The 26,603-nt window shown below is 66.5% G+C and carries 26 protein-coding genes; 4 read left to right on the forward strand and 22 right to left on the reverse strand.

The window, feature by feature from the left end:
- Nucleotides 1-3: 3 nt before the first annotated feature.
- From ACOABP_RS12305 to ACOABP_RS12380, 16 genes are all read right to left on the reverse strand, one after another.
- A complete protein-coding gene (locus tag ACOABP_RS12305; protein WP_474225309.1) occupies nt 4-792 on the reverse strand; it encodes a metallophosphoesterase in 789 nt (262 codons plus the stop codon).
- Nucleotides 793-1,011: 219 nt separating this feature from the next.
- Nucleotides 1,012-1,983: a type II secretion system F family protein gene (locus ACOABP_RS12310; RefSeq protein WP_474225311.1), complete on the reverse strand. Its 972-nt coding sequence runs from the start codon at nt 1,981-1,983 to the stop codon at nt 1,012-1,014.
- A 52-nt stretch (nt 1,984-2,035) separates the two neighbouring features.
- Nucleotides 2,036-3,013, reverse strand: coding sequence for a type II secretion system F family protein (locus ACOABP_RS12315; protein ID WP_474225313.1), 978 nt, complete (start codon nt 3,011-3,013; stop codon nt 2,036-2,038).
- A 43-nt stretch (nt 3,014-3,056) separates the two neighbouring features.
- Nucleotides 3,057-4,427 (reverse strand): TadA family conjugal transfer-associated ATPase, encoded by a 1,371-nt coding sequence (locus ACOABP_RS12320; RefSeq protein ID WP_066739294.1) that lies wholly within the window; start codon nt 4,425-4,427, stop codon nt 3,057-3,059.
- Nucleotides 4,428-4,521: 94 nt separating this feature from the next.
- On the reverse strand, nt 4,522-5,715 hold the full coding sequence (locus ACOABP_RS12325; protein ID WP_474225314.1) for a CpaE/TadZ family protein: 1,194 nt from the start codon (nt 5,713-5,715) through the stop codon (nt 4,522-4,524).
- A gap of 49 nt (nt 5,716-5,764) precedes the next feature.
- Nucleotides 5,765-6,223, reverse strand: coding sequence for a TadE/TadG family type IV pilus assembly protein (locus ACOABP_RS12330; protein WP_474225315.1), 459 nt, complete (start codon nt 6,221-6,223; stop codon nt 5,765-5,767).
- Entirely contained in the window at nt 6,220-6,741 is a 522-nt protein-coding gene (locus ACOABP_RS12335) for a TadE/TadG family type IV pilus assembly protein (protein ID WP_474225317.1), read from the reverse strand. The genes ACOABP_RS12330 and ACOABP_RS12335 overlap by 4 nt, the downstream gene beginning before the upstream one ends.
- 9 nt (nt 6,742-6,750) lie before the next feature.
- On the reverse strand, nt 6,751-8,055 hold the full coding sequence (locus tag ACOABP_RS12340; protein WP_474225318.1) for a pilus assembly protein TadG-related protein: 1,305 nt from the start codon (nt 8,053-8,055) through the stop codon (nt 6,751-6,753).
- Between the two features lie 35 nt (nt 8,056-8,090).
- Nucleotides 8,091-8,438 (reverse strand): hypothetical protein, encoded by a 348-nt coding sequence (locus ACOABP_RS12345; RefSeq protein ID WP_474225319.1) that lies wholly within the window; start codon nt 8,436-8,438, stop codon nt 8,091-8,093.
- A gap of 26 nt (nt 8,439-8,464) precedes the next feature.
- A complete protein-coding gene (locus ACOABP_RS12350; protein ID WP_474225321.1) occupies nt 8,465-10,336 on the reverse strand; it encodes a type II and III secretion system protein family protein in 1,872 nt (623 codons plus the stop codon).
- A 67-nt stretch (nt 10,337-10,403) separates the two neighbouring features.
- Nucleotides 10,404-11,252, reverse strand: a complete 849-nt coding sequence (cpaB, locus tag ACOABP_RS12355) for a Flp pilus assembly protein CpaB (protein WP_474225322.1) — start codon at nt 11,250-11,252, stop codon at nt 10,404-10,406.
- A gap of 45 nt (nt 11,253-11,297) precedes the next feature.
- Complete coding sequence (locus ACOABP_RS12360; protein ID WP_474225323.1) at nt 11,298-12,707, reverse strand: ATP-binding protein; 1,410 nt, start codon at nt 12,705-12,707, stop codon at nt 11,298-11,300.
- Between the two features lie 80 nt (nt 12,708-12,787).
- Nucleotides 12,788-13,291: an A24 family peptidase gene (locus tag ACOABP_RS12365; protein WP_474225324.1), complete on the reverse strand. Its 504-nt coding sequence runs from the start codon at nt 13,289-13,291 to the stop codon at nt 12,788-12,790.
- Between the two features lie 30 nt (nt 13,292-13,321).
- Entirely contained in the window at nt 13,322-13,495 is a 174-nt protein-coding gene (locus ACOABP_RS12370; RefSeq protein ID WP_474225325.1) for a Flp family type IVb pilin, read from the reverse strand.
- 42 nt (nt 13,496-13,537) lie between these two features.
- A complete protein-coding gene (locus tag ACOABP_RS12375) occupies nt 13,538-13,711 on the reverse strand; it encodes a Flp family type IVb pilin (protein ID WP_066739283.1) in 174 nt (57 codons plus the stop codon).
- Nucleotides 13,712-13,804: 93 nt separating this feature from the next.
- The gene (locus tag ACOABP_RS12380; RefSeq protein ID WP_474225326.1) at nt 13,805-13,978 is read right to left on the reverse strand and encodes a Flp family type IVb pilin; all 174 of its coding nucleotides are present in this window, start codon (nt 13,976-13,978) and stop codon (nt 13,805-13,807) included.
- A gap of 1,069 nt (nt 13,979-15,047) precedes the next feature.
- Between ACOABP_RS12380 and ACOABP_RS12385 the strand changes: the two genes are divergently transcribed.
- Genes ACOABP_RS12385 through ACOABP_RS12395 form a run of 3 tightly spaced genes read left to right on the forward strand, consistent with a single transcriptional unit; the run spans nt 15,048 to nt 18,613 of the window.
- Nucleotides 15,048-16,316: a glycosyltransferase family 87 protein gene (locus ACOABP_RS12385; protein ID WP_474225327.1), complete on the forward strand. Its 1,269-nt coding sequence runs from the start codon at nt 15,048-15,050 to the stop codon at nt 16,314-16,316.
- Between the two features lies 1 nt (nt 16,317).
- Nucleotides 16,318-17,547 carry a glycosyltransferase family 87 protein gene (locus tag ACOABP_RS12390; RefSeq protein ID WP_474225328.1) on the forward strand — a complete coding sequence of 410 codons (1,230 nt, stop codon included), beginning with the start codon at nt 16,318-16,320 and terminating at the stop codon, nt 17,545-17,547.
- A 49-nt stretch (nt 17,548-17,596) separates the two neighbouring features.
- A complete protein-coding gene (locus tag ACOABP_RS12395) occupies nt 17,597-18,613 on the forward strand; it encodes a glycosyltransferase family 2 protein (protein ID WP_474225329.1) in 1,017 nt (338 codons plus the stop codon).
- A 28-nt stretch (nt 18,614-18,641) separates the two neighbouring features.
- Here the strand turns inward: ACOABP_RS12395 and ACOABP_RS12400 are convergent, their stop codons facing one another.
- The 4 genes from ACOABP_RS12400 to ACOABP_RS12415 form a co-directional block, all read right to left on the reverse strand.
- Nucleotides 18,642-19,862, reverse strand: a complete 1,221-nt coding sequence (locus ACOABP_RS12400; RefSeq protein WP_474225330.1) for a glycosyltransferase family 87 protein — start codon at nt 19,860-19,862, stop codon at nt 18,642-18,644.
- A gap of 54 nt (nt 19,863-19,916) precedes the next feature.
- Complete coding sequence (locus tag ACOABP_RS12405) at nt 19,917-20,384, reverse strand: GtrA family protein (protein ID WP_474225331.1); 468 nt, start codon at nt 20,382-20,384, stop codon at nt 19,917-19,919.
- Between the two features lie 49 nt (nt 20,385-20,433).
- Complete coding sequence (locus ACOABP_RS12410) at nt 20,434-21,810, reverse strand: sigma-54 dependent transcriptional regulator (protein WP_474225333.1); 1,377 nt, start codon at nt 21,808-21,810, stop codon at nt 20,434-20,436.
- A 1,033-nt stretch (nt 21,811-22,843) separates the two neighbouring features.
- A complete protein-coding gene (locus tag ACOABP_RS12415; RefSeq protein WP_474225334.1) occupies nt 22,844-23,767 on the reverse strand; it encodes a LysR substrate-binding domain-containing protein in 924 nt (307 codons plus the stop codon).
- Nucleotides 23,768-23,857: 90 nt separating this feature from the next.
- Here ACOABP_RS12415 and ACOABP_RS12420 point away from each other — a divergent pair, with 90 nt between their 5' ends.
- A complete protein-coding gene (locus tag ACOABP_RS12420; RefSeq protein WP_474225335.1) occupies nt 23,858-25,120 on the forward strand; it encodes an MFS transporter in 1,263 nt (420 codons plus the stop codon).
- 30 nt (nt 25,121-25,150) lie between these two features.
- Here ACOABP_RS12420 and ACOABP_RS12425 read toward each other — a convergent pair whose 3' ends face one another.
- Complete coding sequence (locus ACOABP_RS12425; protein ID WP_474225336.1) at nt 25,151-25,687, reverse strand: TPM domain-containing protein; 537 nt, start codon at nt 25,685-25,687, stop codon at nt 25,151-25,153.
- Nucleotides 25,688-25,736: 49 nt separating this feature from the next.
- Nucleotides 25,737-26,582 (reverse strand): TPM domain-containing protein, encoded by an 846-nt coding sequence (locus tag ACOABP_RS12430; RefSeq protein WP_474225337.1) that lies wholly within the window; start codon nt 26,580-26,582, stop codon nt 25,737-25,739.
- Nucleotides 26,583-26,603 lie beyond the last annotated feature (21 nt).

Raw genomic sequence — 26,603 nt, forward strand, 5'->3', positions numbered from 1 at the left:
GTCTCAGACTTCCACGACCTTGCCCCAGTCGAACACGGGGTTCTCGGGCACGCCGGTGCGGCGCGAGATATAGCCGCGCGGATTGCAGACCACGCGCGTGTCGTCGATCCAGTAGTCGAAGCTGGTGTGCGTATGGCCGTGGATCCAGAGATCGGCCTGGGCCACGAGATCGGGGCGCCGCGAAATAAAGCCGGCGGAGACGATGTCGTGGGCGTAGCGCGCGTCGAGGCTGCCGAGGTCGGGCCCGTGATGGGTGACGACCACGGTCGTGCCGTCGAACGGCTGGGCCAACGTGTCGGCCAGCCAGGCGGTGGCGGCGCGATGGCGCGCCAGCGCGTCGGCCGGCGTGTACGGGCGCGGCTGGCCGTCGTCGCCTGAGGTGGCGATCAGGCGATGGTCGAGCATCACCTTGGCGCAGGCGGCCATGGCTTCGTCGATACGGTTCTCGCCGTACAGCGCGTAGTCGGTCCACCAGGTGGTGCCGATCACGCGCACCGGGCCGCCCGGTGCGTCGGCAAACGCCGCCACCGTGCCATTGAGCAGCGTCACATTGCCGGATGCGGCGGCGCCTTCGGCCATTTGCTGGTCCACGGGGTCGAATGCGCTTTCGTAGTATTCGTGATTGCCGGGGATGTAGAGCACGGGGCTATCGAATGTACGGGCCGCCCAGTCGATGCCGTCGCGGCCGTTGGCGATGTCGCCGGCCAGGATCGTCAGATCGGCGCTGCAGCCGGGGACATCTTCCGGCATGTGGTGTTCGATGTGGAGATCGCTCAGGATGCGGATTTTCATGTGGCGGCCCCCCGTATCGGCATACGGGCGAGGATTGATCTGCAAGCATTCTTAAAGAAGACCTGCGCCCCGGTCAAGCCGCACGGCGATATGTGGCGCAACGCCGTCGCGCCAAGCAGAAAAGCCCGGACCATGTCCGGGCAAGACTGTCTTCCTGGTATTGCACCAGGACGGGACAGCCGGGGGAACCGCTATGACAATGCGCCTGTCGGGATGGCGTTAGTTGCCGCCCGTCATGGTGGGTAGCAGGACCCGGTAGATCTGGATGAACGCGGGCCCAAGCAGGACCAGCAGCAGCGTGGGGAAGATTGTGAATATCAGCGGGAACAGCAGCTTGAGCGCGATCTTGGCGGCCTGTTCCTCCGCGCGCATGCGGCGCTTGGTCCGGAGCATGTCCGACAGCACGCGCAAGGACTCGCCCAGGCTGGTACCGAAGCGATCGGCCTGGATCAGCATCGATGCGAACTTGTCGACGTCCTCGACGCCCGTGCGCAGCGAAAGATTGCTGAGTGCCTTCTCCTTCGAAAACCCCGAGCGCAGTTCCAGCAGCATCAGTTGCAGCTCATCGGCCAGCACCGGGCAACGCAGCGCCAGCTCGTCGGCCACGCGCATCAGCGCGGCGTCGAGCCCGAGGCCGGCTTCCACGCAGACGGTCAGCAGGTCGATGACGTCGGGGAATTCCTCGAACACCGTCCTCTGGCGCGTGGCCACCTTGCGCGACAGCACCACGTTCGGGACGTAGTAGCCGATGGCGGCCAGCACCGCCAGCATCGCGAACATCGCACTCTCTTGCTGGAATGCCGGGGTGCTGGCCGTTGCCACCAGGCCCAGCATCGGCAGCGCGACCGCCAGCAGCGTCTTGGCGGCAAAGTACAGCGGCGCGGCACTGGCGTTGCGCCAGCCGGCATTCATGAAGCGTACGCGCAGCTGCGAATTTTCCCAGCCCTCCTTGGGCAGCGACAGTCGCGAGACGGGCTGCGCCCATCGCACGAGCGTCTCGATCAGGGCCTGGCGCTGCCCGGTATCGCCGGTGAAGCCGCCCGTCTCGCTGGCAATCTGCTCCATCCGGCCGCGCATCCGGTTGGGCGAGAACGCGTAGAGCACGCCGAATACGGCACCGAACGCGGCGACAAAGACCAGTGCCAGCACGATCAACTGGTCCAGCCGAAACCCCTGCATGATGTCTTGCATGATCCCACTCCCCCTCAGGTTGACCGTTGAAGCCTGCCTGTTGTTATCCGACTCATACCCGGATGCGGATGATCTTGCGCATCCACAGCACACCGAAGCACATCGACGTGAGGGCGCCGCCAATCATTCGCCATCCAAGCGGGTCTTCCCACAGCACCTTCATGAAGTCGGGGTTGACGACCAGGATCAGGGCGGCCGTGCCGAACGGCAGCAGCCCGAGGATCCACGCGGAGAGCCGTCCTTCGGCCGACAGCACGCGAATCTTGTCGAAGAGCTTGAGCCGCTCGCGCACCATCGTTGCGATGGTGTCGAGGATCTCCGCCAGGTTGCCGCCGCTCTCGCGCTGGATCAGCACGGCGATGACGAAGTAGCGAAGGTCGCCCACCGGCACCCGGATGGCCAGGTTCGTCATGGCCTCGTCGAGCGCCACGCCGTAGTTGATTTCCTCGAACGTGGTGCGAAACTCGGGGCCGAGCGGCGCCTTGATTTCCTGGCCGACCATGCCCAGCGCACCAGAGAACGAGTGGCCGGCACGCAGCGCGCGGCTGATCATGTCCACGGCGTCGGGCAGTTGCACCTCCATATGCTTGAGCCGCTTGGCGCGTTGCCGCATGACATGCAGGAACGGCAGGACCCAGACGAACGCCGCGCCGCCCAGCATGACCGGCATCGGCACCGGCACCAGCGGAATCAGCGCCACGGTGCACAGCACCACCAGCCCGCAGTAGCCCAGCAACTGCGCCACCGACCAGGAGCTGCCCGATTGTTCGAGCCAGCGGTCCAGGGCGCTGACGCGCGGCACGGCCATCAGCCAGCGCTGCATGCGCGGCGAATCGCTGAGCAGCCGTTTCTTGAGAATGGACAGGCGTTCGGCACTGACCTGTCCGCCGGCCGACAGCGCCCGCAGGCGTGCCTCGATGCGCTTGGCCGCAGGGCCGTGGGCGCTGTTCCACCACAGATAGATGGCTTCGACACCGAGCACCACGGCGACGAACAGCAGAATGCCGAAGGCATAGAAGATCGTGCTCATGTGTTACCCCCCGGGGAATGTTGTCGTTGGTGCGTGCGCGGGCTCAGACTTCGTAGCGCCGCGCGGGATCGTAGATTTCGTCGGGCAGGCCCACGCCGAACACGCGCAGCCGTTCGGCAAACTTCGGATACACGCCGGTGGCCTTGAAGTGGCCCCGGACGGTGCCATCCTCGGCCACGCCGGTACGCTGGAAGGTGAAGATCTCCTGCGTGTTGATGATGTCGCCTTCCATGCCCGTGATCTCCTGAATGCTGATGATCTTGCGCCGGCCGTCCGTCAGGCGTGCCGCCTGGACCACCACGGTGATCGCCGAGGCGATCTGCTGCCGCATGGCCTTCGCGGGCATGGTCAGGCCGGCCATGCTGACCATGTTTTCAAGCCGGGTCAGCGCGTCGCGCGGCGTGTTGGCGTGGATGGTGGTGAGCGAGCCTTCGTGGCCGGTGTTCATGGCGTTGAGCATGTCCAGCGCCTCGCCGCCGCGGATTTCGCCAAGGATGATGCGGTCGGGGCGCATCCGCAGGGCGTTGCGCACCAGGGCGCGCTGCGTGATCTCGCCCTTGCCCTCGATGTTGGGCGGCCGGGTTTCCAGGCGCAGCACATGGGGCTGACGCAGTTGCAGTTCCGCGGCATCCTCGATGGTCACCACGCGTTCGTCTTCGGGGATGAAGCCTGACAGGATGTTCAGCAGCGTGGTCTTGCCGCTGCCGGTACCGCCCGAGACCAGTACGTTCACCTTTGCATGCGCCAGCGCCTGCAGCAGCTGGGCCATCGGCTGGGTCAGGCTTTTCAGCGCCACCAGGTCGGAAACCTGCAGTGGATTGACCGAGAAGCGGCGAATCGACAACAGCGGGCCATCGATGGCGGAGGGCGGAATGATGGCATTGACGCGCGAGCCGTCAGGCAGCCGGGCGTCCACCATGGGGCTGGTTTCATCGATGCGGCGGCCCACGCGCGACACGATCTTCTCGATCACCTTCATCAGATGGGCGTCGTCGTAGAACACCACGTTCGTCAGTTCCAGCTTGCCGCGCCGTTCCACGTAGGTCTGGCGCGCGGTATTGACCAGGATGTCGGAGACGGTGGGGTCGTTCAGCAGCGGCTCCAGCGGGCCGAAGCCGAACATCTCGTCATAGATCTCCACGGTGAGCTGGCGGCGCTCGTTGTCGTTGAGCAGCACCTTCTGCTCCTCGATGATCAGGTTCACCAGGGTGGAAATTTCCTGGCGCACCTGCTCCTGCGGAAAATGCGCCAGGCGCTCCAGTTCCACGCGGTCGAGCACGGTTTCGTGTACGTCGCGCTTGAGCGCGTGGTATCCCGGGGAATTCGTGTTCGCGCCCATGTTGAAATGGATCGCGGCGTGGCCATTGGCCGTGAAGGGGGTCCCGGCGTTGGCGAGCTGTTCGCGGATTGACATGATGGGCTCCTGGCTAGACGGATTCGGTTCTGGCTGCTCTGGCGGATCTGGTGGTGCTGGCTGGTCGGGCTGGGCTGGACCGGGGCGGGCGGCTTCAGGTGCTGCGCGCGCGCAGCATCAGCTTGCGCAGCGGCGATACGCTTTCCTGCCGGCTGCGGCGTTCGGCCTCCTGGCTGGGCGCCAGCTGCATCGCCATCGACTGCAGCGCGCGGGCGATGCTGCTGCGCTTGCTCAGCTTGGCCACCGGCTCGCCGTGGCTCACGGCCTCATCGACCGTGGACGGATCGTCCGGCAGCGCGAAGGCCACCTTCATGCCGAAGATCTCCTCCATCGTGGCGCGCGGCACTTCGTTCTTGCGGCCCACGCGGTTCAGTACCACCCGGATCTTGTCATCGGGGTAATGCAGGGCGCGCAGGATATCGAGCAGGCGTCTGCTGGGGCGGCCGAAGGCGATGCTGGGCTCGGTCACCACGCAGATGCGGTCGCTGTGGTCGAGCATGCAGATCGACAGCGGATCGATGCTCTGCCCCACGTCGAAGATCACGTAGTCATAGTTGGGCTGCATGACCGACAGGATCCACTCCAGCTTTTCCTTCTGGATCTGACTGGCGCGCACCGGGTCTGCGGCACCTGCGAGCATGTCGAAGCCGTTGTCGACATGCACAAGGCAGGCCTCCAGGAATGCCGCGTCCATGCGGTCGATCTGGCTGCAGATTTCCGACAGCGTGCTGGGTGGGGGCTGGTCGGTCACGATGTAGGTGAGGTCGCCGAAATGCCGGTTCAGGTCCACCACCAGCACGCGCTTGCCGAAGTGGCGGGACAGCGCGTCGCCCAGGTTCGCGGCAATGAAGCTGGTGCCGGCGCCACCCTTGCAGGAAATCAGCGACACCACCTGGGCCACTTCCTGTGATCGCGGCACGTGCGTGGCCTCGACGCGCTTGAGCGCTTCGGCGAGCTGGCTCTTGTCCAGCGGCCAGGAGAGCACGTCGCGCACGCCGGCGCGCATCGCCTGGATCAGCACGGCGGAGTCGTGCGACTGCGTGATCAGGATGCAGGGCAGGTCGGGATGCTGCTGGCGGAGCGTTTCCACCGCAAACATCTGCGCGGGCCCGATATCGGGCAGTTCCAGGATCAGCAGGTCGGCCATGCGCAGCCGGCTGGCCTGCAGTGGCAGGCGCGCCAGCCCTTCCTGCATCGACATGGTCTGGAAGTTGCCGGCGTTGGCCGTCAGCCGGTTGATCTCAGCCAGCCGTTCGGCGTCATCGGATGCGATCAGGATCTTGAGCATGGTGTCCTCGCGATGTTCGGGTCGGATGGAGCGAATGGGTGCCTGGGCGTCAGCTGCAGACCGAACCGCCGGTCGACGTCTGCATGCTTTCGCGCGTCATGGTGGTGGTGAAGGCCGGCATGCCGATGCGCAGGCGCATCACCGGAATCACCGTGGCGATCGTCACGTTGGTCACGCTGACGGTCACGGTCTGGCAACTGGCGCGTGCCGTGGCGGGATCGCTGTCGCAGCCGGTGGGCGAGTAGGCAACGCTGATGTTCGAGTCCTTCAGCACCGGCAGCATGTTTTCCATCTTGGTCTTGATGATGCCGGCGTTGGAGTCGCATACCACGGCTGAGCGCGCGGCCAGGCGCGTGACTTCGGCGGCGGTGTTCCAGTAGAACAGCACCCGCGAGAACTCGATGATGCCGATCAGCAGCGTGAAGAACATGCCCGCGATCAGCGCGAATTCCACCGCGGCGACGCCGCGCTGCCGGGCAAACCTGGGCGGATGGGCGCGATGTTTCATAGCACTTGCCTCATGACGGTGGTGATGTCGCCGAACTTCAGCCCGGAAACGTTGATGAACGATTGCAGCGGCGAGTAGGCAAAGCCGCTGATGCGGACGGCCACCAGGTTCACGGTGCCTGCCTGCGCACCGGTGCCGCCGGGGTTGTCGTAGGTGGCGACGTTGCTGAACGTCTGGCCCGGGCATCCGCTGCCGTCCACGCGGTCGCATATGACGACCATCGCCGTGGTCAGCCCCGGTGCCAGCGGCTGGCCGGAGCAGCCGGTGTTTCCATAGGTCGCCAGGCACTTGGTGGCCGCCGTCGGGTACGCAACATCGTCCGGCGAGAATTGCGACAGGTAACGGGCTGCCGAGCGTGTGGCCTTGGTCAGCGTGTCGTACTGGTAGATCGCGCGCCCGAATTCGGCTACGCCGCACGCCATCAGCAACATCGGCACAAGCAGGATGCCGAACTCGACCGCCGCCACGCCGCGCTGGCGCTTGCGGGTGTGGGCTCGGGAGTGTGTCAGCCGGTTCATGGTCGACTCCTATTGCACCAGCACGGGAACGAGCGGGCCGACGCCGGAACTGGCGCCCGGCATGCCCTGCGTGGCGCAGGGGCTGCCCGGCAAGCTGGAGTCGCCGCGATACTCGAGATGCACGGTGTCGATGTTGCCGCCTTGTTGCATCGGGTCGACCATCAACACGCAGGCCCAGCTCGTGACGTTGGCCTGGTGCGTACCGGGATTGCTGAACGCAGTGCAGTCGACAACGGGTGCCAGCACCAGGCGCCGGTCGGCGCCAGCCTGGTAGGTGGCCTGCGACGCGGCGCTGCCTTTCGTGCTCAGGCCGGTCGCCGAATCACTCTGGTAGGGCTTGTAGCCCTTGCGCGCCGTCAGGAAGTTCGGTTGGGAGACGCCCTTGCTGTCGGTTGACGTCCCGTTGTATGCGTTGTTTTGCGCCGTCCACGTCGTGCTGGTATAGGCAAAACCCGTGAAGTCGGTTACGCCGGTGGTCTTGTTCGTGGTGATGCCGAAGCGGCTGTTCCATGCGTCGGCGAGCGAAGCCTTGTTGCCGGTCGTGCCAATCTGGGTGTTCAGGGCGGGAAGGTTGCATTGCCCGGCGCCCTGGAGCTGGCTGTCCAGGTCCGGCGTATTGCCTTTGCCGCCGCTCAGGTCGGCCCAGCCGAAATTCCCGCCCCCGTAGACCCCGCCGCCCGATGTCCCTATCTTGGCTGTCAGCCACTGCCCGATCGTGTATCCGCCGGGCACAGCCGGCGTGGCGGTGTCGGCTCTGCAGACGTACACCGGAATCGCGCAGGTGGTCTGCGCCGACGTCGTCGTCGCCACCGCGAAGGAGGCTACCGTGCTTGGGCCGATGTTGGTGCCGGGCAAGGCGTTGAGCACCTGTGCGAACCAGTTGGCAATGCCGCCGCGCGAGATCTCGCACTTGACGTACTTGATGGTGTTGAGCGCGTACGTGACCGAGTTCTTGTCAAGGAAAGGGTTCGACAGCGAATCGCTGTAGGTCACGGCCTCGGTCGACGTGATGCCTGGTTGCTGTTCCAGCTTGCCCTGGAACAGCACCAGGTTGCGGGCACCGGCCGTGATGCCCGCCGCTTCGGAGACCATCAGCGGGGTGGCGCCGGTCAGGTCGCGCGCCGCGGCCAGCGCGCACGAGTCTGCCCGGTTCTGCAACTCGCTCTTGCTCACGTACAGCTTGCCGAGATCGAGGGCCAGGCCGATGAAACCGACCAGCACCGCGATCATGATGCCGACGATGATGGCGACGGCGCCGCGCTGCCGCGCATGGATGCGCGGCAGTGGCTTGCCGTGAGGCCTGGTTCTGGACATGGTGTGACCCTCCCCCGGAAAGCGTTGCGATTGCTCTAGCGTTGGCCGCCGCCCATGCCTACGCCGCCGTAGCCGCCGCCCGAGCCGAAGTCGATGGCAAAGGCGCTGGGCGAGCTGCCGGTGCCTTGTTGCAGCCGCAGCAGCGAGCGGTCGAAGTTCCGCATCGCGGCGACCGCCGTCTTGCCGTCGGTGCCTTCGACGGTGGGCAGCCCGGCAGGCGCATCGGGGTTGATGATCTGCTGCTGCTTGATGGCGGCCAGCGCCTCGCCCCGGTGCTGGTCCCACACCGGCGTCGAGGTCATGCAGGCCGACAGCCCGAGGCAGGTCAGGGTGCCGAGCACCAGTGTGGCGGCGCTGCGCGAAAGCTTGCGTGTCTTGTTCATGATCGTTCTCCTTGTGGCGCGGCGGATCAGTTGCTGCCTGCAGTGCTGGGGCCGGTGACCGCAGCGGCGGCCCTGGCCTGGGCCAGGCGCTGCGCGGTGGCCTCGATGCGCGCGACGCGTGCGGTGTGGTCCTCTGCCGCGGCGGTGGGCGCCGGGCCGGAGGCGGGGGGCGCCTGGGGCGGCCGCGGCCCGGCTGCGGCTACCGGTACCGACGCGGTTGCGGGTGCTCCGGGAGCCGGCTCGTCAAGGACCCTGCCGACCGGAACCGTCGGGACCGACGTGCCCGGGGTGGTCTCGGTGCGCGGTGCCGAAGGTGCGGGTGCCGGGGCCGTTGCCGGTGCTGCGGGTTGCGAAGGTGCCGGTGCGGGCTGCTGCGGCTGCTTGCCCCGGCCTTCCATGTTGCCCATGAAGTAGAGCGACAGCGGGTCAGGCGTGGTGAAGCCGTCGGTGGGCAGCGGGTAGTTCTGCGTCGCCATCGGCTTGACCAGGCGCGGCGTGATGATGAACACCAGCTCGGTCAGGTCCTGCTGGAACTGCGTGCTGCGGAACAGGGTGCCGAGCACCGGCACTTCGCCCGCGCCAGGCAGGGCCTTCAATGCGCCGCGTGCGCTGTCCTGCAGCAGCCCGCCGATTGCGAAGCTTTCGCCGTCGCGCATCTGCACGGTGGTGGAGGCACGCCGCGTGGTGATGAGCGGCAGGATGGTCTGGCCGGTCAGGGTGCTGCCGCTGACCGTTGCGCCGGTGGGCGACAGTTCCGACACTTCCGGCGACACCTTCAGGTGGATCCGGCCGTTCGCCAGCACCGTGGGCGTGAACTTCAACCCGACGCCGTATTCCTCTTCCTGCAGCGTGATGGTGGACGCCCCGCCCAGCGCGTTGCTCTGGGCCACCGGGATGTAGATCTTGCCGCCCGCCAGGAAGCTGGCCTCCTGACCGCTGATGGTGACCAGGTTCGGTTCGGCCAGCACCTTCACTAGGCTGTCGTTCTTCTGCGCGTCGATGGCGAGATTGAACGGCTTGTTGTTGGCCTTGCTGCCGAAGAAGCCGGCCGCCGCGCCCGTCAGCAGGTTCGTGAGCACGCCACCGGTCCAGGACCCGAAGCCGCCCTGGATATTGACGGCCGAGCCCAGCTGGTTCAGCAGCGTCTTGGAGACTTCGGCAACCTTCACTTCCAGCATCACCTGTTGCGGGGTGTCGACGGACATCATGTTGAGCACGCCGCCCTTCCTGGCGTTGGCGCCGTCGCCCTGGGCCGCATTGGCATAGGCCTGGGCGATGTCCATGGCCTGCAGGGCTGCCTGCGAGCTGGACACGCTGCCGGTCAGCACGAGGTTGTCGGCGGCGGTCATCACGCGAATGCCCGACTCGCCGGGCAGCAGTTGCGCCAGCGATGTCTGGAGACCGTTCGAGTCCGCGTTGACCACCACGTTGATGATGCTGCAGGCGCCGCTGCGGCCCTGCACGATCATGTTGGTGGTGCCCACGGTGCGACCCAGCACATAGAGCGTTTGCGGAGACACCATCGTCGCCTGCACGACATTCGGATTGCCCAGCGTACGGTTGCGCACCGGCTCGGGCAGCGGAATCAGCTGCGACTTGCCCACCGGCACGATCACGCTCGATTCATTGCGGATCGCGCCGGAGCAGTTCGGGCCCCGCGCATCGGCGGCAACCGACGGCGCGGCCGGAACCGGCGTCATGCTGATGGTCATCTGCACGGGGCCTCCCGTGCCCGGTACCTTGACCGCAGGGCCCGCGGCTGCCGCCGGCGTGGTGGCCTTGGCCACGTTGCCGGCCTCGACGGCGACCTGGGCCGCGGAGGCAAGCGGTGTGCAGAGAATGGCGGCCAGCACGACAAGGCGTGTGCCGCGTGCTGCTTCGGATGTCTTCTCGTTCATTTTGGGTCTCCCCCCGGAGAATGATGCGGATGGATGCGTGATGCGTCTCGGGTGTCACCTTCCACGTTCAGAAGCACTCAAGGCTGCCCTGGACACCTGCCAGCACGCCTACGCAGTTGCCGGAGCGTGCCGGCGCGGCCACGATGGTGCGGGTCTTGACCACGGTGCGCGGCGCGGCAGCGGGTGCGGCGGCCGGTGCCGGCGCGGGTGGGTCGCTACGGCCCAGCAGCGTGTGCTTGGTGGCGCCGCCGGTGTTGATGTCGGCCACGTCCATCTGGTTGCGCAGCACCAGCGACAGCGTGCCGACGCTGCGCGCCACATCGAGCTTCTCGGCCTGGTCAGGCGTGACTTCGAGCGTCACGGCGTTGACCACCTTCGGCTGCGTGTCGTCGCGGCTGACCTGCTGGGCCACGGCCAGCACCAGGATCTTCTCGAGCACGATCTTCGAGATATTGCCGTTCTGCGTGTTCTTGGCTTCCTCGTTCGTGTTGACGATGACGTCCACGTAGTTGCCCGGCAGCGCAAAGCCGGCCACGCCCACCACGTCATTGACGCGAACCGTGATGGCGCGTTTGCCGTCGTTGATGACCGCCGACAGGCCGCCCTTGGTGCCGATGGGCGCCAGCTTGGCGTCAAGGATGGGTTCGCCGCGCTGCAGGCTGGTGCGGACCACGCGGCCGTCCAGCGCCTTGAGGTCCTCGAACGCGCCCGGCGGCACGCTGGTGGCCGGCCAGCTCACGAGCTTGAGCTGGCTGCCGTTGAGCGGCTGCCCGAGGTCGAGGTCGTTGGCAGCCACCACCACCTGCTTGACCGAACTCGACGACTGCTGCAGCAGCCACCGGGATGCCGATACCACCGCTGCCGCGCCGGCGATCAGCGCAATCAGCAGCATCAGGATTGCTCGCGTGTTCTTCATGATGACTCTCCCCTACGTGTGTACGTGCTTCCTGGTTGGGCCGGTTCAGCCCGCTGCACGATGGCCGGCTGGCCAGCGGTGTTCGGTGACTGGCGACGAGACTTCCGGCCTGGCGCGCAAGCCGTAGTAGCTCTGCCAGGCGCGGCAAAGCCCCTCTTCGGTGACGTGCGGCGCGTCGTCGTGGTAGCGCAGGTGCGAGGCCACCAGCCGCAGCAGGTCGCGCGGGATGCAGGCAAGCAGCGGCGTGTCGCTGGAGAAGTGCAGGCTTTCCAGCAGAAAGTCGAAGGCCGGTTCCGGGCAGACCAGGCCGAGGTCGGCAGCGGTGCGCAGGCAGACCTCGCGGTAGTCGTCGACCGACAGCGGCCCCACATAGAGCTTGCTGCCGAGCCGGCGCAGGAATGCGTCGTCGCTCAGCTGGCTGGGCTCGAGGTTCGTGGAGAACACCGGCCATACGTCAAAGGGCACCGAGAACCGCACGCCGCTGTGCAGCGTGAACATGTCGATGCCGCGATCCAGGGGCACGATCCAGCGATTCAGCAGCTGGTCCACGCCCACCATCTGCCGTCCCAGGTCATCGACGATGTAGATGCCGTTGTTGGCCTTCATGTGCGGCGGTGCCTGATAGAAGCCCGAAGCGTTGTCGTAGCGCAGGTCCAGCATCGAGAGCGTCAGCTCGCCGCCGGTCAGCACCACGGGTCGGTGGCAGACGACCCAGCGGCGGTCCATGGCCCTGGGCATGGCCGATGCCTCGCCGGCCGCAAGCGGGGTGTGCACCAGGGGGTCCAGCACCTGGATGATCTCGCCCGCCACGGTGATCGCGTGGGGCACAGGGATGGCACCCGGCAGCAGCGCGCCAAGGCGCTGCGCCAGATAGGTCTTGCCGCTGCCCGGGGGGCCGTAGATCATCAGCGCGCGCGCGGTGTTCAGCGCCATGCCGATGGCTTCGAGCAACGTGCCGGGTACCACCAGGTCCTGGAACGCACCGGTCACGTTGGCCTGCGTCACCGAGGTGTGGTGGATCGAGTGCAGCGCGATGGCATCCACATACGCCTGCAGCGTGACCGGCGCGGCGCCCGTGTAGCTGCATCGTGCGATGGTCTCGGCGGCGCGGGCATAGCCCGCATCGGTCAGGCGGAACCGCACGTCGATGTCGCTGGCGCCGCGATGCGCCACTTCGAGCAGCCGCTCACGAACGCCCAGCGCCGCGATTTCGTTCACCACGGAAGCCGGCAGCCGGAGCGTATCCATCAGGATGGTCAGCGAGACGCTGCGGTGCAGGTAGGCGGCCTTCAGCAGCAGGCCCAGCAGCAGCGACACGTCAAGCCCGGTATCCGCGATGGTGCGCGGCGCTACGGTCCAGGCGGGCGGTGGGTCCTGGTCGACCTGGACGTGGCGGACCATCGAGGCCACTGCCTCGGGGAGTCGTGTCGCCTGGTCGTCGTGGTGATCTAGCATTGCCGTTCCCCTTGAGAATGTGGTCTGCGTATCAGCGTCGCCGCGTGGCGTTGTCCGCCCATGCGGTATGGATTGGCCCGTCATGTCCGGGCGAACAGCATGGTCAGCGTGCCGGCCGCAATCGCCACGCCGTAGGGCAGCGAGCCCACCGATGGGCCAGCCTGGCCCGTGAGCGCGATGCCGCCGAGGTTGCGCAGCAGCTGGCGGCCCTTGCCGGACACGAGCACCAGCGCCAGCGCCCAGGCGCCACCGATCACGAAACAGACAAGTGCGATCCACGCGGCAAGATGCGCGCCCAGCCAGGCGCCAACCGCCGCCATCAGCTTGACGTCGCCCGCAGCCATGCCGCGCAGCAGATAAACGGGCAGGAAGATGCCGAATCCGGTCAGCCAGCCGAGTGCCCACGCGGAAGCTCCCGCAGCCGGCCCGTGCACCATCATCTGGACAGGCAGCGCAGCCAGCCATGCGCCGAACGTCAACCAGTTCGGAATGCGGCGGCGTTGCAGGTCAGTGGCGGCGGCAGTCAGTACCACCGCGATGACGATGGGACCGATGAAGGGCGAGAGCGACGGAATGGTGGTCATGGCGGTCTCGGTTCGTTCTGGATTGCCGTTTCAGGGCATCTCCGCTGCAATCAATTCGTAGAGCGCCTTGACATCGCTGCCCAGGACGCTCACGGCGCCAATGATCACCATTGCAATCAAGGCACCCAGCAATGCGTACTCGATCGACGTCACGCCGCGTGTATCGCACCAGAAGGCCCGGCAGAGGGTTCGGATGGCGTGCATGGTGGTCTCCTCAGTGGGGCCGTCGCCCGGTGACGGGCCGGTTCAGTTGAGCTCCGCGCCAATAAAGCTGAAGACGCTGCTCAGGTTCGTGCCGACGGTCTGCACCGTGGCGATGATCACCACCGCGATCAGTGCGGCGATCAGGCCGTACTCGATGGCGGTGACACCGTCGTCGTCGCGAAGAAAGGCTTGCAGGCTGGCGATGGGCTTATGCATGGTTGCTCTCCTGGTTGGGGGGCCGTGACGTCGGGCGTCGCAGGCTCCGCAGCGTGGGGCACGCACGCGCCACGCCGCGGAAGCTGCGGTCCATCAGTTGAGTTCGGCGCCGATGAAGCTGAACACGCTGCTCAGGTTGGTGCCGACGGTCTTCACCGTGGCGATGATCACCACCGCGATGAGCGCGGCAATCAGGCCGTATTCGATGGCGGTGACGCCGTCTTCATCACGGACAAAGCGCTTCAGGTTTTGGGTCAGGGTTTGCATGGCAGCTCCTTCTGTTGGAGAAAAACACTTCTGTGGGGACTACGAATGGACAATCGGAGATTCAGAACCGGAAACGGCGGCAGCGCGGCGGCGCGCAGATGGCGCAGCAGTGGAATGGCCACCGGCCGGCGCCCGTGCTGGGGCCCTGCGGGCTGCGAGCCTGCAGGCGCCGTTCGGCGGAGGCATGAATGCACCGTGCCGCATGTTGGGCGTGGCTGGCGCGTGCCAGGCAACGGAACGGCACACTGCCGCCGCCGCGGGCGGAGACGATGCAACCCTGTGTCCGATGCACTCTCACGAGCAGGCCAATAGCTGGCATGGTGTGGCTCCCCGAATCGTTGTTGTCTGCCGGCTGTCACAGCCTTCGCTGGCAGTTGCAGCTGGCCGGTAGACCGGTGCCGCATGCCTGACAAAGGCAATCCGTGGGCCAGCCATGGCGAAATCGTTGTGGCGCAAGGCTTTGCGGGCAGGGGTGTCGTCAGGGAGGCGTGCCAATGCGGGCCGAACGGGCTGTTTTGGGCCTTCGTCGTTGCCGGGTGGAAACGCTGGGCGGCGATTTATTTTGGATGAGGCCGCCGACGGATGAATCAGGCCAGGCCGGCTTTCCGGCGTTAGCGGGACGCACGGTGGCCTGGTTCATCCGAAAGCATGAGACAGACGGGGCGCATCGGCGGGGCTGATCAGGCCGTTGGATGACAACCGGCGGGGTGGGCACGTGCGGCGCCAGCCCTGGCCCGACTGATGGATGAACCGCCTGGCTGCAGGGGCAACGTTTCCGAACAGAAACGTTCGCGGTTGCCTCGTGTGCAGGCCGACTCGCGTGCCGGATTTTCGTGTCGTCCGCAAACGCTTGCGTGACGCCGTTTTTCGTCGCGAAACCACCCGTGATTCAGAACGGAAACGTTGCCGGCGTCAACCGGGCTTCAGGCGGCCTCCGGCTGGTTTCGGGCCGCTGGCGTGCCTTGCGCAAACGCCCTCGCGTGACAAGACTAAGGCAACGCCAGGCCCTGTCGAAGTCCTGAACACTGCGACGCGGGGCCTGCAAGACAACAACGGAACGGGGAAGGTCATGAATCAGGAAGCGGTCCGGGCAGACTCGGGAAAGCATGACGGGCAAGCGGGCCGCGCATGGCTGGATCTGGACCGGGCACGCGTCTACAGCGCCGCGGTGCTGTTCCTGTTCATCGTCCTGATGGTGACCTGGGCCTGGTACAGCGATGGGTTCACCGACAGCCGCGTCAGCCGGCCAGGCGCCGACTTCGCCGTGTTCTGGAGCGCGTCGTACCTGGCGCTGAGCGAAGGCGCGGTACAGGCCTACGACGTTGCCAGGCATCTTGAGGTGATGGCGGCCTACGGGCCACTTGGGGTCGATAGCACCATCGTGCTGCCGTGGCTGTATCCGCCCACATTCCTGCTTGTCGTGCTGCCGCTGGCGACGCTGCCGCTGGCATTCAGCTACGTGCTGTTCGTGATGGCAAGCGGCTACGCCTACCTGCGCGCGATGGGTGGCGTGGTGGGTGCCGGCTCGTTGCTGCGGCGCGGCCTGTGGCTGCCGGTGCTGGCGTCGCCGGCCGTCCTGATTTCCGTCATCCTGGGCCAGAACTCGCTGCTGACGGCAGCGCTGGTCGGCGGGGCGGTCTGCCTGCTCGGCAAGCGTCCGGTGCTTGCCGGCGTGCTGATCGGGCTGCTGGCGATCAAGCCCCAGCTGGCGTTGCTGGTGCCGGTGGCGCTGATCGCGGGACGCCATCTGCGCACGCTCGCCAGCGCGGCGGCCACGGCGGCACTGTTTGCGGCCGTCAGCGTGGCGATTTGCGGCTGGGAGACCATTCCGGCGTTCCTGCGCAGCGTTGCGTGGGCCCGCGCAAACCTGGTGGAAGGCACGCCTGACGGGTGGTATGGCATGCCGTCCGTCCTGGCGGCTGCGCAACTGGCGGGGCTGGGCCCGGCCGCCGCCTATGCCATGCAGGGGCTCGCAGCCGTGGCGGCGGCAGCGTCCGTGGCCTATGTCTGGTCACGCACGCAAGAGGCGCCGCTGTGCGTGGCGGTGCTGGCCGCCGGCGCGCTGCTGGCAACGCCGTATGTGCGCCACTACGAGCTGACCTGGATGGGCATTGCCGCTGCGGGCCTGGTCGGCGACGGCATCCGCCACGGGCTGGCCAATCGCGAGCGCGCGTTGCTGCTGGTGGCATGGTGGCTGCCGCTTTTCGAGCACGCGAATCCCAAGCTCGGCCTGCCGCAGATCGGCCCGGTGGTGTCGGCATTGCTGGTGCTGGTGGCTGTGCGCCGGGCGATGGCCCGTACCGTGTCCGCGCCGGTTGCGGCGCCGGTGGGGACCTGACATGACCACCCTGCAGGCTGCCGCGCGTGGCACGGGGGCGGGCGCGTCACCCACGCATTGGCTCGACCAGCGTCGCCTGCGGCTCTATGCGTGCGTGGCGCTGGCGTGCTACGCGCTGTACTTCGGCATCTGGCTGCTTCGCGCCTGCGTGCTGAAGAGCCCGGGCGTGTATGCGCCCGGTGGCGATTTCGTCGTGTTCTGGAGCGCGGCCAAACTGGCACTGTCCGGCGGAGCGGCCGCGCCCTATGACCTGGGCGCGCTGCGGCAGATGGAGTTGGCCGCCGTGCCCGGGCTTGCCATTGGCCAAGGGGTGCTGCCCTGGCTCTATCCGCCCGCGTCGCTGTGGTTCGTGCTGCCGTTCGGGCTGCTGCCGTACGGGCTGGCGACGCTGGCCTTTCTGGCTGGTGGCGCCGTCTGGTACGCGTGGGCGATGCACCGCACGCTGCCATGGCGCGATGCGCGCCTGGCGGCGGTGGCGTTTCCCGGCATTGCCGTCGTGCTGGCGACCGGCCAGAACGCGCTGTGGCTGGCCGGTTGCGCCGGCCTGGCCCTGACCTGCCTGCGATCGCGTCCGGTGCTGGCAGGCATGCTGCTGGGCGTGGTGGCGATGAAGCCGCAACTGGCGCTGATGTTTCCGGTGGCGCTGGTCTGTGCGCGTGCCTGGCGTGCGCTCGGGGCGATGATCGCCACGACGCTGGCGCTGATCTTGTTATCGCTGCTGGCGTTCGGCACCGGGCCGTTCGCCGCGTTCCTGCACAACGCCGCCATGGCGCGCGAATCGGTAGAGCAGGGCTCCGCGCTGCTGGCACGCATGCCCACGGTGTTCGCCGCGGTGAAGCTGCTCAGTGGCGGCCTGCTGCTGCCCTATGCCATCCACGGCCTGGTGGCGGTGGCCGCACTGGCAGCGGTGATGTACGCATGGACCGGGGCCTGCAGCTTCGCGCTGCGCGCCGCGGTGCTTGTCACGGCCGGCTTGCTGCTGCCCGCCTACCTGTACGACTACGACCTGGTGTTCCTCGGGCTGGCGATTGCCTGGCTTGGCGTGCACGGTCATCGCACGGGCTGGCTGCGTGGCGAGCGCGAACTGCTGGTGCTGCTGTGGCTGATGCCGCTGTGGACCCGCGTGACCGATGCGGAGATTGGATTCCAGCCGCTGCCGCTTGGGCTGATGCTTGCCCTGGGGCTTGGCGTGTGGCGAATCCGGATGGAAAGGGCCGAAGGCATCGCCTGATGCCGGGAGACAAGGCGCGCGACCGGGCGCGCCGGGGAGGAAAGAGATCATGGCTGACTATGACGAAAACCAGTTCTTGTCGCTGGTGGTGCCGTTCTACAACGAGGGCGGCGCGCTGCAGGCTTTCTTTGCACGGGTGGTGCCGGTGCTGGAATCGGTGCCGGGGACGCGCTTCGAGATTGTCTGTGTCAACGACGGCAGCAGCGACGACACGCTCGCGCGGCTGATCGAGGTCTCGCGGCGCGATGCACGTGTCCGCGTGATCGACCTGACCCGCAACTTCGGCAAGGAGGCGGCGCTGACCGCCGGCATCGACGAAGCCTTTGGCGACGCGGTGATCCCGATCGACGCCGATCTGCAGGATCCGCCCGAACTGATTCCCGCCATGGTCGAGAAGTGGCGGGACGGTGCCGAGGTGGTGCTGGCGCAGCGTTCCAGCCGCGCCACCGACACGTTCCTGAAGCGTGTGACGGCCACCGCCTACTACCGCGTGCACAACTGGATGTCGGATCTGAAGATTCCCGAGAACGTCGGCGACTTCAGGCTGATGGACCGCGCCGTGGTCAATGCGCTGAAGCAGTTGCCGGAGCGTCACCGGTTCATGAAGGGCCTGTTCGCCTGGGTGGGCTTCAGCACGGCGATTGTCCAGTACGAGCGGGCTCCGCGCAGCGCCGGCGAGTCCAAGTTCTCCGGCTGGCGGCTCTGGAACCTGGCGCTGGAAGGCATCACCAGCTTCAGCACGCTGCCGCTGCGCAGCTGGACTTACGTGGGATCGTTTGTCGCCATGATCGCGTTCTGCTACGGCTCGTTTATCGTGGCGCGGACGATTGTGCTCGGTGTCGATGTGCCGGGCTATGCGTCGGTGCTGTCGCTGCTGCTGTTCTTCGGCGGGCTGCAGCTGATCGGCCTGGGTGTGCTGGGCGAGTACATCGGCCGCATCTACGACGAATCGAAGGCACGGCCGATCTACCTGGTCAAGCGCCGCTATCAGGACCGCCGGCCGCAAGGGCGCTTTGTCAGTGGTGGCCGCGTGATCTCGATCGCGGCGGGCGGCAAGCGGCAGTGAGTTTTTCCGGGGGAGCCGCCCGGTCCCGTCAGGGCCGGGCGGTTTTGTTTTGGTGCCGCGCCGCGATCATGGCAAGCAGGCCGGCCAGGACAAACGGGGTGAACTGCGGCATGCCATCGATCACCAGCGGGCTCATCGCCTGTGCGGGCACCAGCCACGTGACGATCAGCAATGCGCGCTCCCATGCACGGCTGCCATGCCGGACCATGTCAATGCACAGCAGCGCCAGCGGAATCGCCAGCCAGGCCAGGTCGTAGTAGATCAGGTAGGGCTGCACGAGCAGGGTGCCGATCGCCAATGCCGACGCACCGAGCGCAAGCCGGGCCCGGCCACACCACATCCACACGCACACGCCCACCGCGCACGTCGCCACGGTGCCATGCAGCGCGTAGGCCAGCGGTACGTCGGCGCCAGCCACGCGCAGCATGCCGAAGATGGTCGGCGCGCCCCGCAGGATGCTGCCGTTGACGGCCACCGCCTCGCGGAACATTGCCATGCTCCGAAAGAAGGCCGGATAGATGTCCAGGCCGAACACAAGCGTCGTCAGGCCGGCAAAGACCGCGGAGCATCCGGCAGCGGCCGCAAAGGCGACCCAGCGCCGCTCGCAAAGCAGTATCAGCGGAAACAGCACGCCGAGTTGCGGCTTGACGCATAGCAGCGCGATGCACGCCCCGGCAGCAACCGGATGGCGGCGCAGCCACCACAAGGCGCAGCCTGCGGCCACGGCCGTGAACAGGGAGTTCTGGCCGGCGATCAGCGCGGCCCAGAGGCCCGGGAACGCAAGCGCCGGCAGGAACCAGTAGCGGTGCAGCCGGCCCACCACGGTACGCATATGGCCCAGATACACCGCAATGCCGGCCAACGAGAACAGTACCAGTGCCAGCCCGAAAGGCACCAGGGCCAGCGGGTAGATCAGCAGCAGGAACGTTGGCGGATAGGCGAATGGGCCGAATGTGGTGGGCAGCAGCGGCCGCTCGGCAAGGCGCAGCAGTTCCCAGTCGTAGGCCGCGGGCGCGCCGTGCAATTGCGCGAGTCCCGAGGCGCACCAGTACACGACGAAATCCCATCCCATCCCCGGCACGGTCGGGTTGGCAAGGATCGTGTGGCTGTACCACCATGCCGCGATCACCACGCATTCGAGAACCAGCAGCGTGCCTGCGTAGAGGCAGATGCGCCCGGGTGTGAGCCAGCGGGCAGGACGTGCGGTATCGGGTGAAGCTGTTTTGGAAAGGTCGGTGGCCGCTGGCATGCGGGCTCCTCTTGATGGGCTGCACCGGCCCCGCTGGCCATGAGGGAGGCCCCGTCAGCGATACGTCCAGGCGCGGTGCAATACGAAGGTGACGACCGGCACCACCGACAGGATCATCGCCAGGCCGGCCCAGTAGCCAAGCCCCAGCGCCTGCGCACCGGCCGATATGCCAAGCGTCAGGCCCAGTCCCAGCAGCGATACGATCAGGAAGCGCACGTAGCTGTCGCGCGTGGGGGTGGCGCCGAAGCTCCACAGCGTGTTGAGCAGATACGACGCGATATTGGCAACGACGAACGCCACGCCGTTGGCGCCTACCTGCGATGCATGCAGCAGGTAGATCAACGGCGTGGCTACCGCCACGTGGATGCCGGTGGCGATGACGCCGGACACGCCAAAGCGGACAAGTCGCACGAACGTGTCCCGCGACGGCAGGCGCTGCCAGATCGTGGGCCTGGCCGTGGCCTGGCCTGGTGCGCCCCGCGAGCGCGGGCGGGGCTGGGAGCGGGACTGGGCGTGCTGCATGATCGAACTCCGCACCGGCTACCGGTTCATCCGTTCAGTTCAGTTCAGTTCAGTTCTGGACGCAGACCAGCCCCACGTTGCCCTTGCGCACCTGCAGCTTGTAGTCGCGCATGAGCCGGAACAGCGTGACGCGCGAGATGCCAAGCTCGGCGGCCACATCGATCAGGCGTTCGTGGTGCCGTTGCAGGGCCTCGACAATCGCGTTCTGTTCGGCCGTTTCGCGGATTGCTGCCAGCGTGGGCGGCTTGCTCTCCACGGGCGCGCCAAGTTCGAGATCGGACGGCTGGATCACGCCGTTCTCGCACATGGCGGCCGCCAGGCGGATACGGTTCAGCAGCTCGCGGACATTGCCGGGCCAGGAATGGGCGGTGATGGCGCGCAGAGCCAGCGGCGAAAAGCCGCGGATATGCTCGGGAGAATCCTTGCGCACGGCCTCAAGGATGTGTTCGGCCAGCAGCAGCACATCGGAGCCGCGTTCACGCAGCGGCGGCTGCTTGACGCGCAGCACGCACAGGCGGTGATAGAGGTCGCCACGGAACCGCTCGGCCGCGACGGCCGCTTCGAGATCGACGTGCGTGGCCGAGATGACCCGGACATCCACCGTCACCGATTCCGTGCCGCCCAGCCGTTCGATGCGCCCGGTTTCCAGGAAGCGCAGCAGGCTGGTCTGGCTTTCGAGCGGCATATCGCCGATTTCGTCCAGGAACAACGTACCGCCTTGCGCAATCTCGATCCGGCCCGGCTTGCGCTTGGTGGCGCCAGTGAAGGCGCCACGCTCGTAGCCGAACAGCTCCGACATCAGCAGCGTAGGCGGGATGGCTGCGCAGTTGACCGCGACAAAGGGCTGGTTGGCCCGGCGCGAGGCACGGTGGATGGCCTGCGCGGCCAGTTCCTTGCCGGTGCCGGACTCGCCCGAGATCAGCACCGGTGTGTCCCACCTGGAAACCTTTTCAATGCTGCGATACAGCGCCTGCATGGCATTGCATTCGCCGATGATCCCGTGCGGGCGTGCCTCGGGCGCCGGCGGCTGCTCGCGGCCCGGACGCAGGGCGGCCATGCCGACCGCGTGGCCGAGCGCCCGGCTCAGATCGGCAGTGTTGAACGGCGCCGTGTAGTAATCGATAAAGTAGAGCCCCAGCAGCTTGCGTGCGGTGTCGGTCAGCGCGCCGGCGCAGCTGATCGAGCCAACCCAGCCGATCTGGCGCGACGCCAGCCACGGCTCCATCAACTCGATCTCGGCGTCGCTGAAGCCGCTCTGGAAATCGAACAGCCCCGCCGAGAACTGGCCGTCCAACGGCAGCGCGGCCAGATCCTCGAGGCTGTTGGCGAACACCAGTTTCCATCCCTGTCCAGACAGGAAGCGGCACAACGATGCGTCGTGATGCCTGGAGACATACAGCAACGGGCGGTTGACGTAGTAGCTCATTTTTTTTCCCCCAGCATTTCTTGTTTTTCCAACTGCCCGTGGCGACGAGTCGTATACAGACTCCACCACCTGGCTTGCGGGAGAAAGGAAACGTTGAATCGCTGGAGGCAAGCCCATCCGGCGCGGTTGCGCCTGGCCGAGCGGAGCGGCGGTAATGCGTGACCCATGCCGCAGCGTCGTGATTATGAGTATCCCCCGGTTCCGGCTATAGAATTCGCCGATTCCCGTTTCCCGCAAACTTTGTCCCGGCCGGCCCACCGGACACACTGCCTACCCCAATAGGCCGCATACAACAGAAGAAAAAACCCTGGGCATATATGTCGTGGCGGCAATCCGGCATATCGCCAGATGCCGCTACGCGGATTGGATCCGAGCATCGCTGCGTCAGTCCATCACTTGTTGCGGGTCCGTATCGCCTGGGAACGCTGCGGCCCCGCAAGACTGACCCGTCCCTTGAATCAGCCCTTTGATGGCAATATAGTCACCCATCCCCGGCATTTGTTAAGTGACTGATTTTTATTGTATTTTTTTCGCGCCCCGATTTTTCGCCGGGATTGCCATGCAAAAGTGTTCCATTTATGAAACTCAGCCCGGCCCGGCTATCAAGTGGCCGGCCGCGTTCATCTAGGGTCCACCCCTCATAAGTGCCAAATTCACATGCACGACGTTGCATGTTTATCCCCCCGGAAGTGGGTGGATGAAATGCCTCAGACACTTCTGCGGAGATGAAATGCCCATCTGATTTCCCGGGAAGGATGTCTCTCTTCTGATACTTTACCGGGCGGCCCCGTGCGACGCGCGTTCCGTAGCGTTAATCCGGCCTAAAGAAATGGCGCAGGGGTTGAAAATCATTATCGATATCGCCCTGGCGCAGGAGATGGCATCTCGATTCCCGTCCGTCATTTGGGCGATTTTCAGCGTTTGGCCTCGGCTGTACGGATGAGTTTCGCGGGGTAAGGTGGCCCCCTTCCAACCTTCGCGCCAAATGGTTGCAATTCTGAAACAGGCGGCCGGACGCGATGCGCAGTTTGTTTCACTGCTGTAGTTCATTGGCAGGCGCAATCTCGGCAATCTGCTCCTTGAGCCACGTGTGGAACCGATGGATGGCCTTTTCGCGCGGATTCCCTTCGCGCCAGGTGACCCAGTAATGCAGGCTCGACGGGATGCGCGCGGTGCCGATCTGCACCAGCTGACCGCTGACCAGATAGTCGTGCGCCAACTGCGCGCGCGCCGTTGCCACGCCCAGGCCGGCCACGGCCGACTGCAGCATCAGCCCGGCATCCTGGAAGATCGGGCCGCGCTCGGGTTCCTCGGGCGGCAGGCCGGCCAGTAGCAGCCAGTCGCGCCACGGGCGCAGTGCAAACCGCAACATCGGCATCCGGGGCAGGTCGGCGACCGTAAAGCCGGGGTATTTGGCAAGCAAGGCCGGGCTGGCTACGGCAATCACATAGTCTTCAATCAGGTTGTGACATTCGAAGCCGGGCAGGTCCACGCGCTGGTGCCAGATACCGATATCGACGGAATACGGATCGGGTGGCGAAATCTCCGCATGCAGCCGCAGGTGCAGATCCAGCTCCGGCGCCTGTGCATGCAGGCTGGGCAGCCGCCGGATCAGCCAGGCGTTGGCAAGGTCGGCCATGACGCTGACCTGCAGCCGCACCACGGGCGGAGCCGCCACGTCGCTGGCCTCGCGTAGCGCCACTTCCAGCTGATCCAGCGCGCCGCGCACCTGTTCGGCCAGGCGGGCACCGGCGCTGGTTGGCGTCATGGTCAGCCCGGTACGGCGGAACAGCTTGGTACCGAGGTTGTTCTCCAGGGCGCGGATGTGATGGCTGATGGCACTGTGCGTCAGGGCCAGTTCTTCGGCGGCACGCGAAAAGCTGCGGTGCCGCGCGGCGGCTTCCAGCGCGCGCAGCGCCTGGAGCGGGGGCAGGTGAGGGGGGCGACTGTTGACCATGGCAGGGCGGAATGTCGTCAAATTCTACTCACAATTGCCGCGGGTATCTTTCGCTGGTCTTGCACCACGCTGGTGATCACAATGCAGGACATGAACACTTCCACCGCTCATCCCACGCAAGCGGCTGCCGCCACGGCGCTGCCAAACCATGCCTCGCCGGTGCGCTGGCGTGTCCTGGCGTTCTTTTCGCTCGGCTTTCTGGTCTCGTATATCTTCCGCGGCGTGAACCTGGGGTTCGCGCCCTTCCTGACGCGCGAACTGGGGCTGACCGCCGGCGACCTGGGGCTGCTGACCAGCTTTTATTTCCTGGGCTTTGCCTGCGCGCAGTTGCCCGCCGGCATCCTGCTGGACCGCTTTGGCCCGCGCCGCACCGAGGCCGCGCTGCTGATGCTGGCGGTGGCCGGGTCGCTGGTGTTTGCCCGGGCCCCGGGCATGGTCGGGCTGGCCGTGGGCCGCGCGATGATCGGCGTGGGGGTCTCGGTGTGCCTGGGCGCCGCCATCCAGGCGCTGTCGATGTGGTTCCCGCTGTCGCGCATGCCGCTGCTGAACGGGCTGGTGATGGCGATCGGCGGCCTGGGCGCGGTGGTGGTTGGCGCTCCGCTGTCGTGGCTGCTGTCCTGGACGGACTGGCGCACGGTCAGCGCCGGCCTGGCGGCGGTATCTTTCGGCATGGCCGTATTGCTGTGGTTCGGCGTGCCCGACGTCAAGCGCGTGGGCAAGGAGAGCTTTGCCGAGCAGTTGCGCGGCACGCGGTTGATCCTGAGCAGCGAACGCTTCTGGCGCGTGGTGCCGCTGACGCTGCTGAACCAGGGCATTTTCCTGGCCGTGCAGACGTTGTGGGTCAGCGCGTACATGCGCGATGTGCAGGGCCTGACCGCCGGCGCCGGCGCCCGGCTGGTGTCGGTGATCGGTATCGCGATGATGGCGGGCTGCGTGGGCGCCGGCTGGGCGGCACGCCATCTGGAACGGCGCGGCATCAGCCTCTATGCGTTCGCCGGCTTCGGCATGATCGGCTTTATCGTGATCCAGCTTCTGCTGATGGCGCGCCTGCCGTTTATTCCGCTTGCCGTGCTGTGGGCTGCCTATGGCGTGTTCGGCTCCAGCGGCATCCTGACCTACGCGCTGCTGGCGCGACGCTTTCCCGATGCGCTGATCGGGCGTGCCACCACGGCCATGACGCTGACCGTGTTCCTGGCCACATTCGTATTCCAGGTCGGCATCGGCTTCGTGCTCGATTTCTTCCCGGCCACGGGCGGCCACTATCCGGTGGCGGCGCATCTGTGGGTCTGGGCCGGACTTGTGGCGATCCAGGTGCTGGCGGCGATCTGGTACCTGATGGAAAAACAGCCGTAGGGCGCTGGCATCGACTGACAGCGCGGCCGGTCACAGGATGATGGGCCGGTCGTCGAGTTCGTTGGGGTTGCGCCCGCCGTGGGTTGGAAAATGAGTGGTCAGCAGCGCGTGGATCTTCGCAATGGCGTCGAGCACGGGCTTGACCGACAGATCCCCTGCCAGTCCTTGCGCCAGCTGTGCGCAGACCTGCTGCCATTGCTGGGACGTGACGCAGGCGTCGATGCCGTGATCGGCCAGCAGTTCCACGGCATGATCGGCCAGATTGATATACAGCAGCACGCCGGTATGGTCCTCGGTATTCCAGACCTCCAGTGCGCCGAACAGCGCGCGGGCGCGTTCGCGCGCCGAGGTGCCGCGCCAGGCCAGCGCCAGCGGCAGGCTGGCTTCGATCACCACGCGTACCTCGCCACGGTGATGCTGCTCGCCCTTGTGCACCGCCACCTGGAGCTGGTGGCGCGCTTCGTCGGGAAAGGCCTTGCGGGCCGTGCCGGGGCCGGTGCCGAGGTGGCGCAGCACGCGCTTGAGCGAGCGCCTGGATGAGGGATGCGAAGCCTGCGGTTTGTGCATCGGATCTCCGTTATCCATCGTACCCTTCGTTATTCATCGCCACCCGCCGTTACCAGTTGCCGGACGCGCCGCCGCCATCGAAGCCGCCGCCACCGCCACCGCCAAAGCCACCCCCGCCGCCTCCGCCTCCGCCACCAAAGCCGCCGCCACCGCTGCTACCCCAATGGCGCCCGATCTCGTAGCCGGTCATGCCGCCGAGCCCGCCGGCCGTGCCGGTGGGCCAGCCGCGTCGGCCCGTCACCACGTGGGGATTGCCACCGCGCCGCAGCATGGCCGACAGGAAGAAGAACACGATGATCGCCAGCGGGAACAGCACCGGCAGCCAGTCGCCAATATCGACATTGCCCTGCTGCTTGCGGTCTGGCGCCGCCAGGCCTTCCTTGTCGATGGCCGCCTGGATGGCCGAGATGCCGGCGGCCAGGCCGCCGTAGAAATCGTTCTGGCGGAAATGCGGTGCCATCACATCGCGCAGGATGCGGCCCGACATGGCGTCGGTCAGCGACCCCTGCACGCCGCGTCCCGCCTCGATGCGCATCTTGCGCAGGCCGGGCGGGTTGTCCTTGGCGACGATCACGATCACGCCGTCGTCGATACCCTTGCGGCCAGCGCGCCAGGCGTCGGCCACGCGGATGCTGTAGGCATCGATCGTCTCGGGATCGGTGGTGGGCAGCATCAGCACGAAGATCTGGCTGCCGCGCTGCTGCTCGTACTCGGCCAGCACGTTTTCCAGCGCGTTGCGCTGGTAGGCGCTGAGCGTGCCGGTGAGGTCGGTGACGCGTGCGTTCAGCGGCGGCACGGCGACGAAGCCGTCGGCGGCCTGGGCCGCCCAGCCGGGGACGGCCAGCACAAAGGCCAGCATCAACTCCAGGAACGAGAGCCTAACCAGTTTGCGCATGATGGCGTCCGTGTGTCCGAT

This window comes from Cupriavidus sp. HE11 (assembly GCF_056097175.1).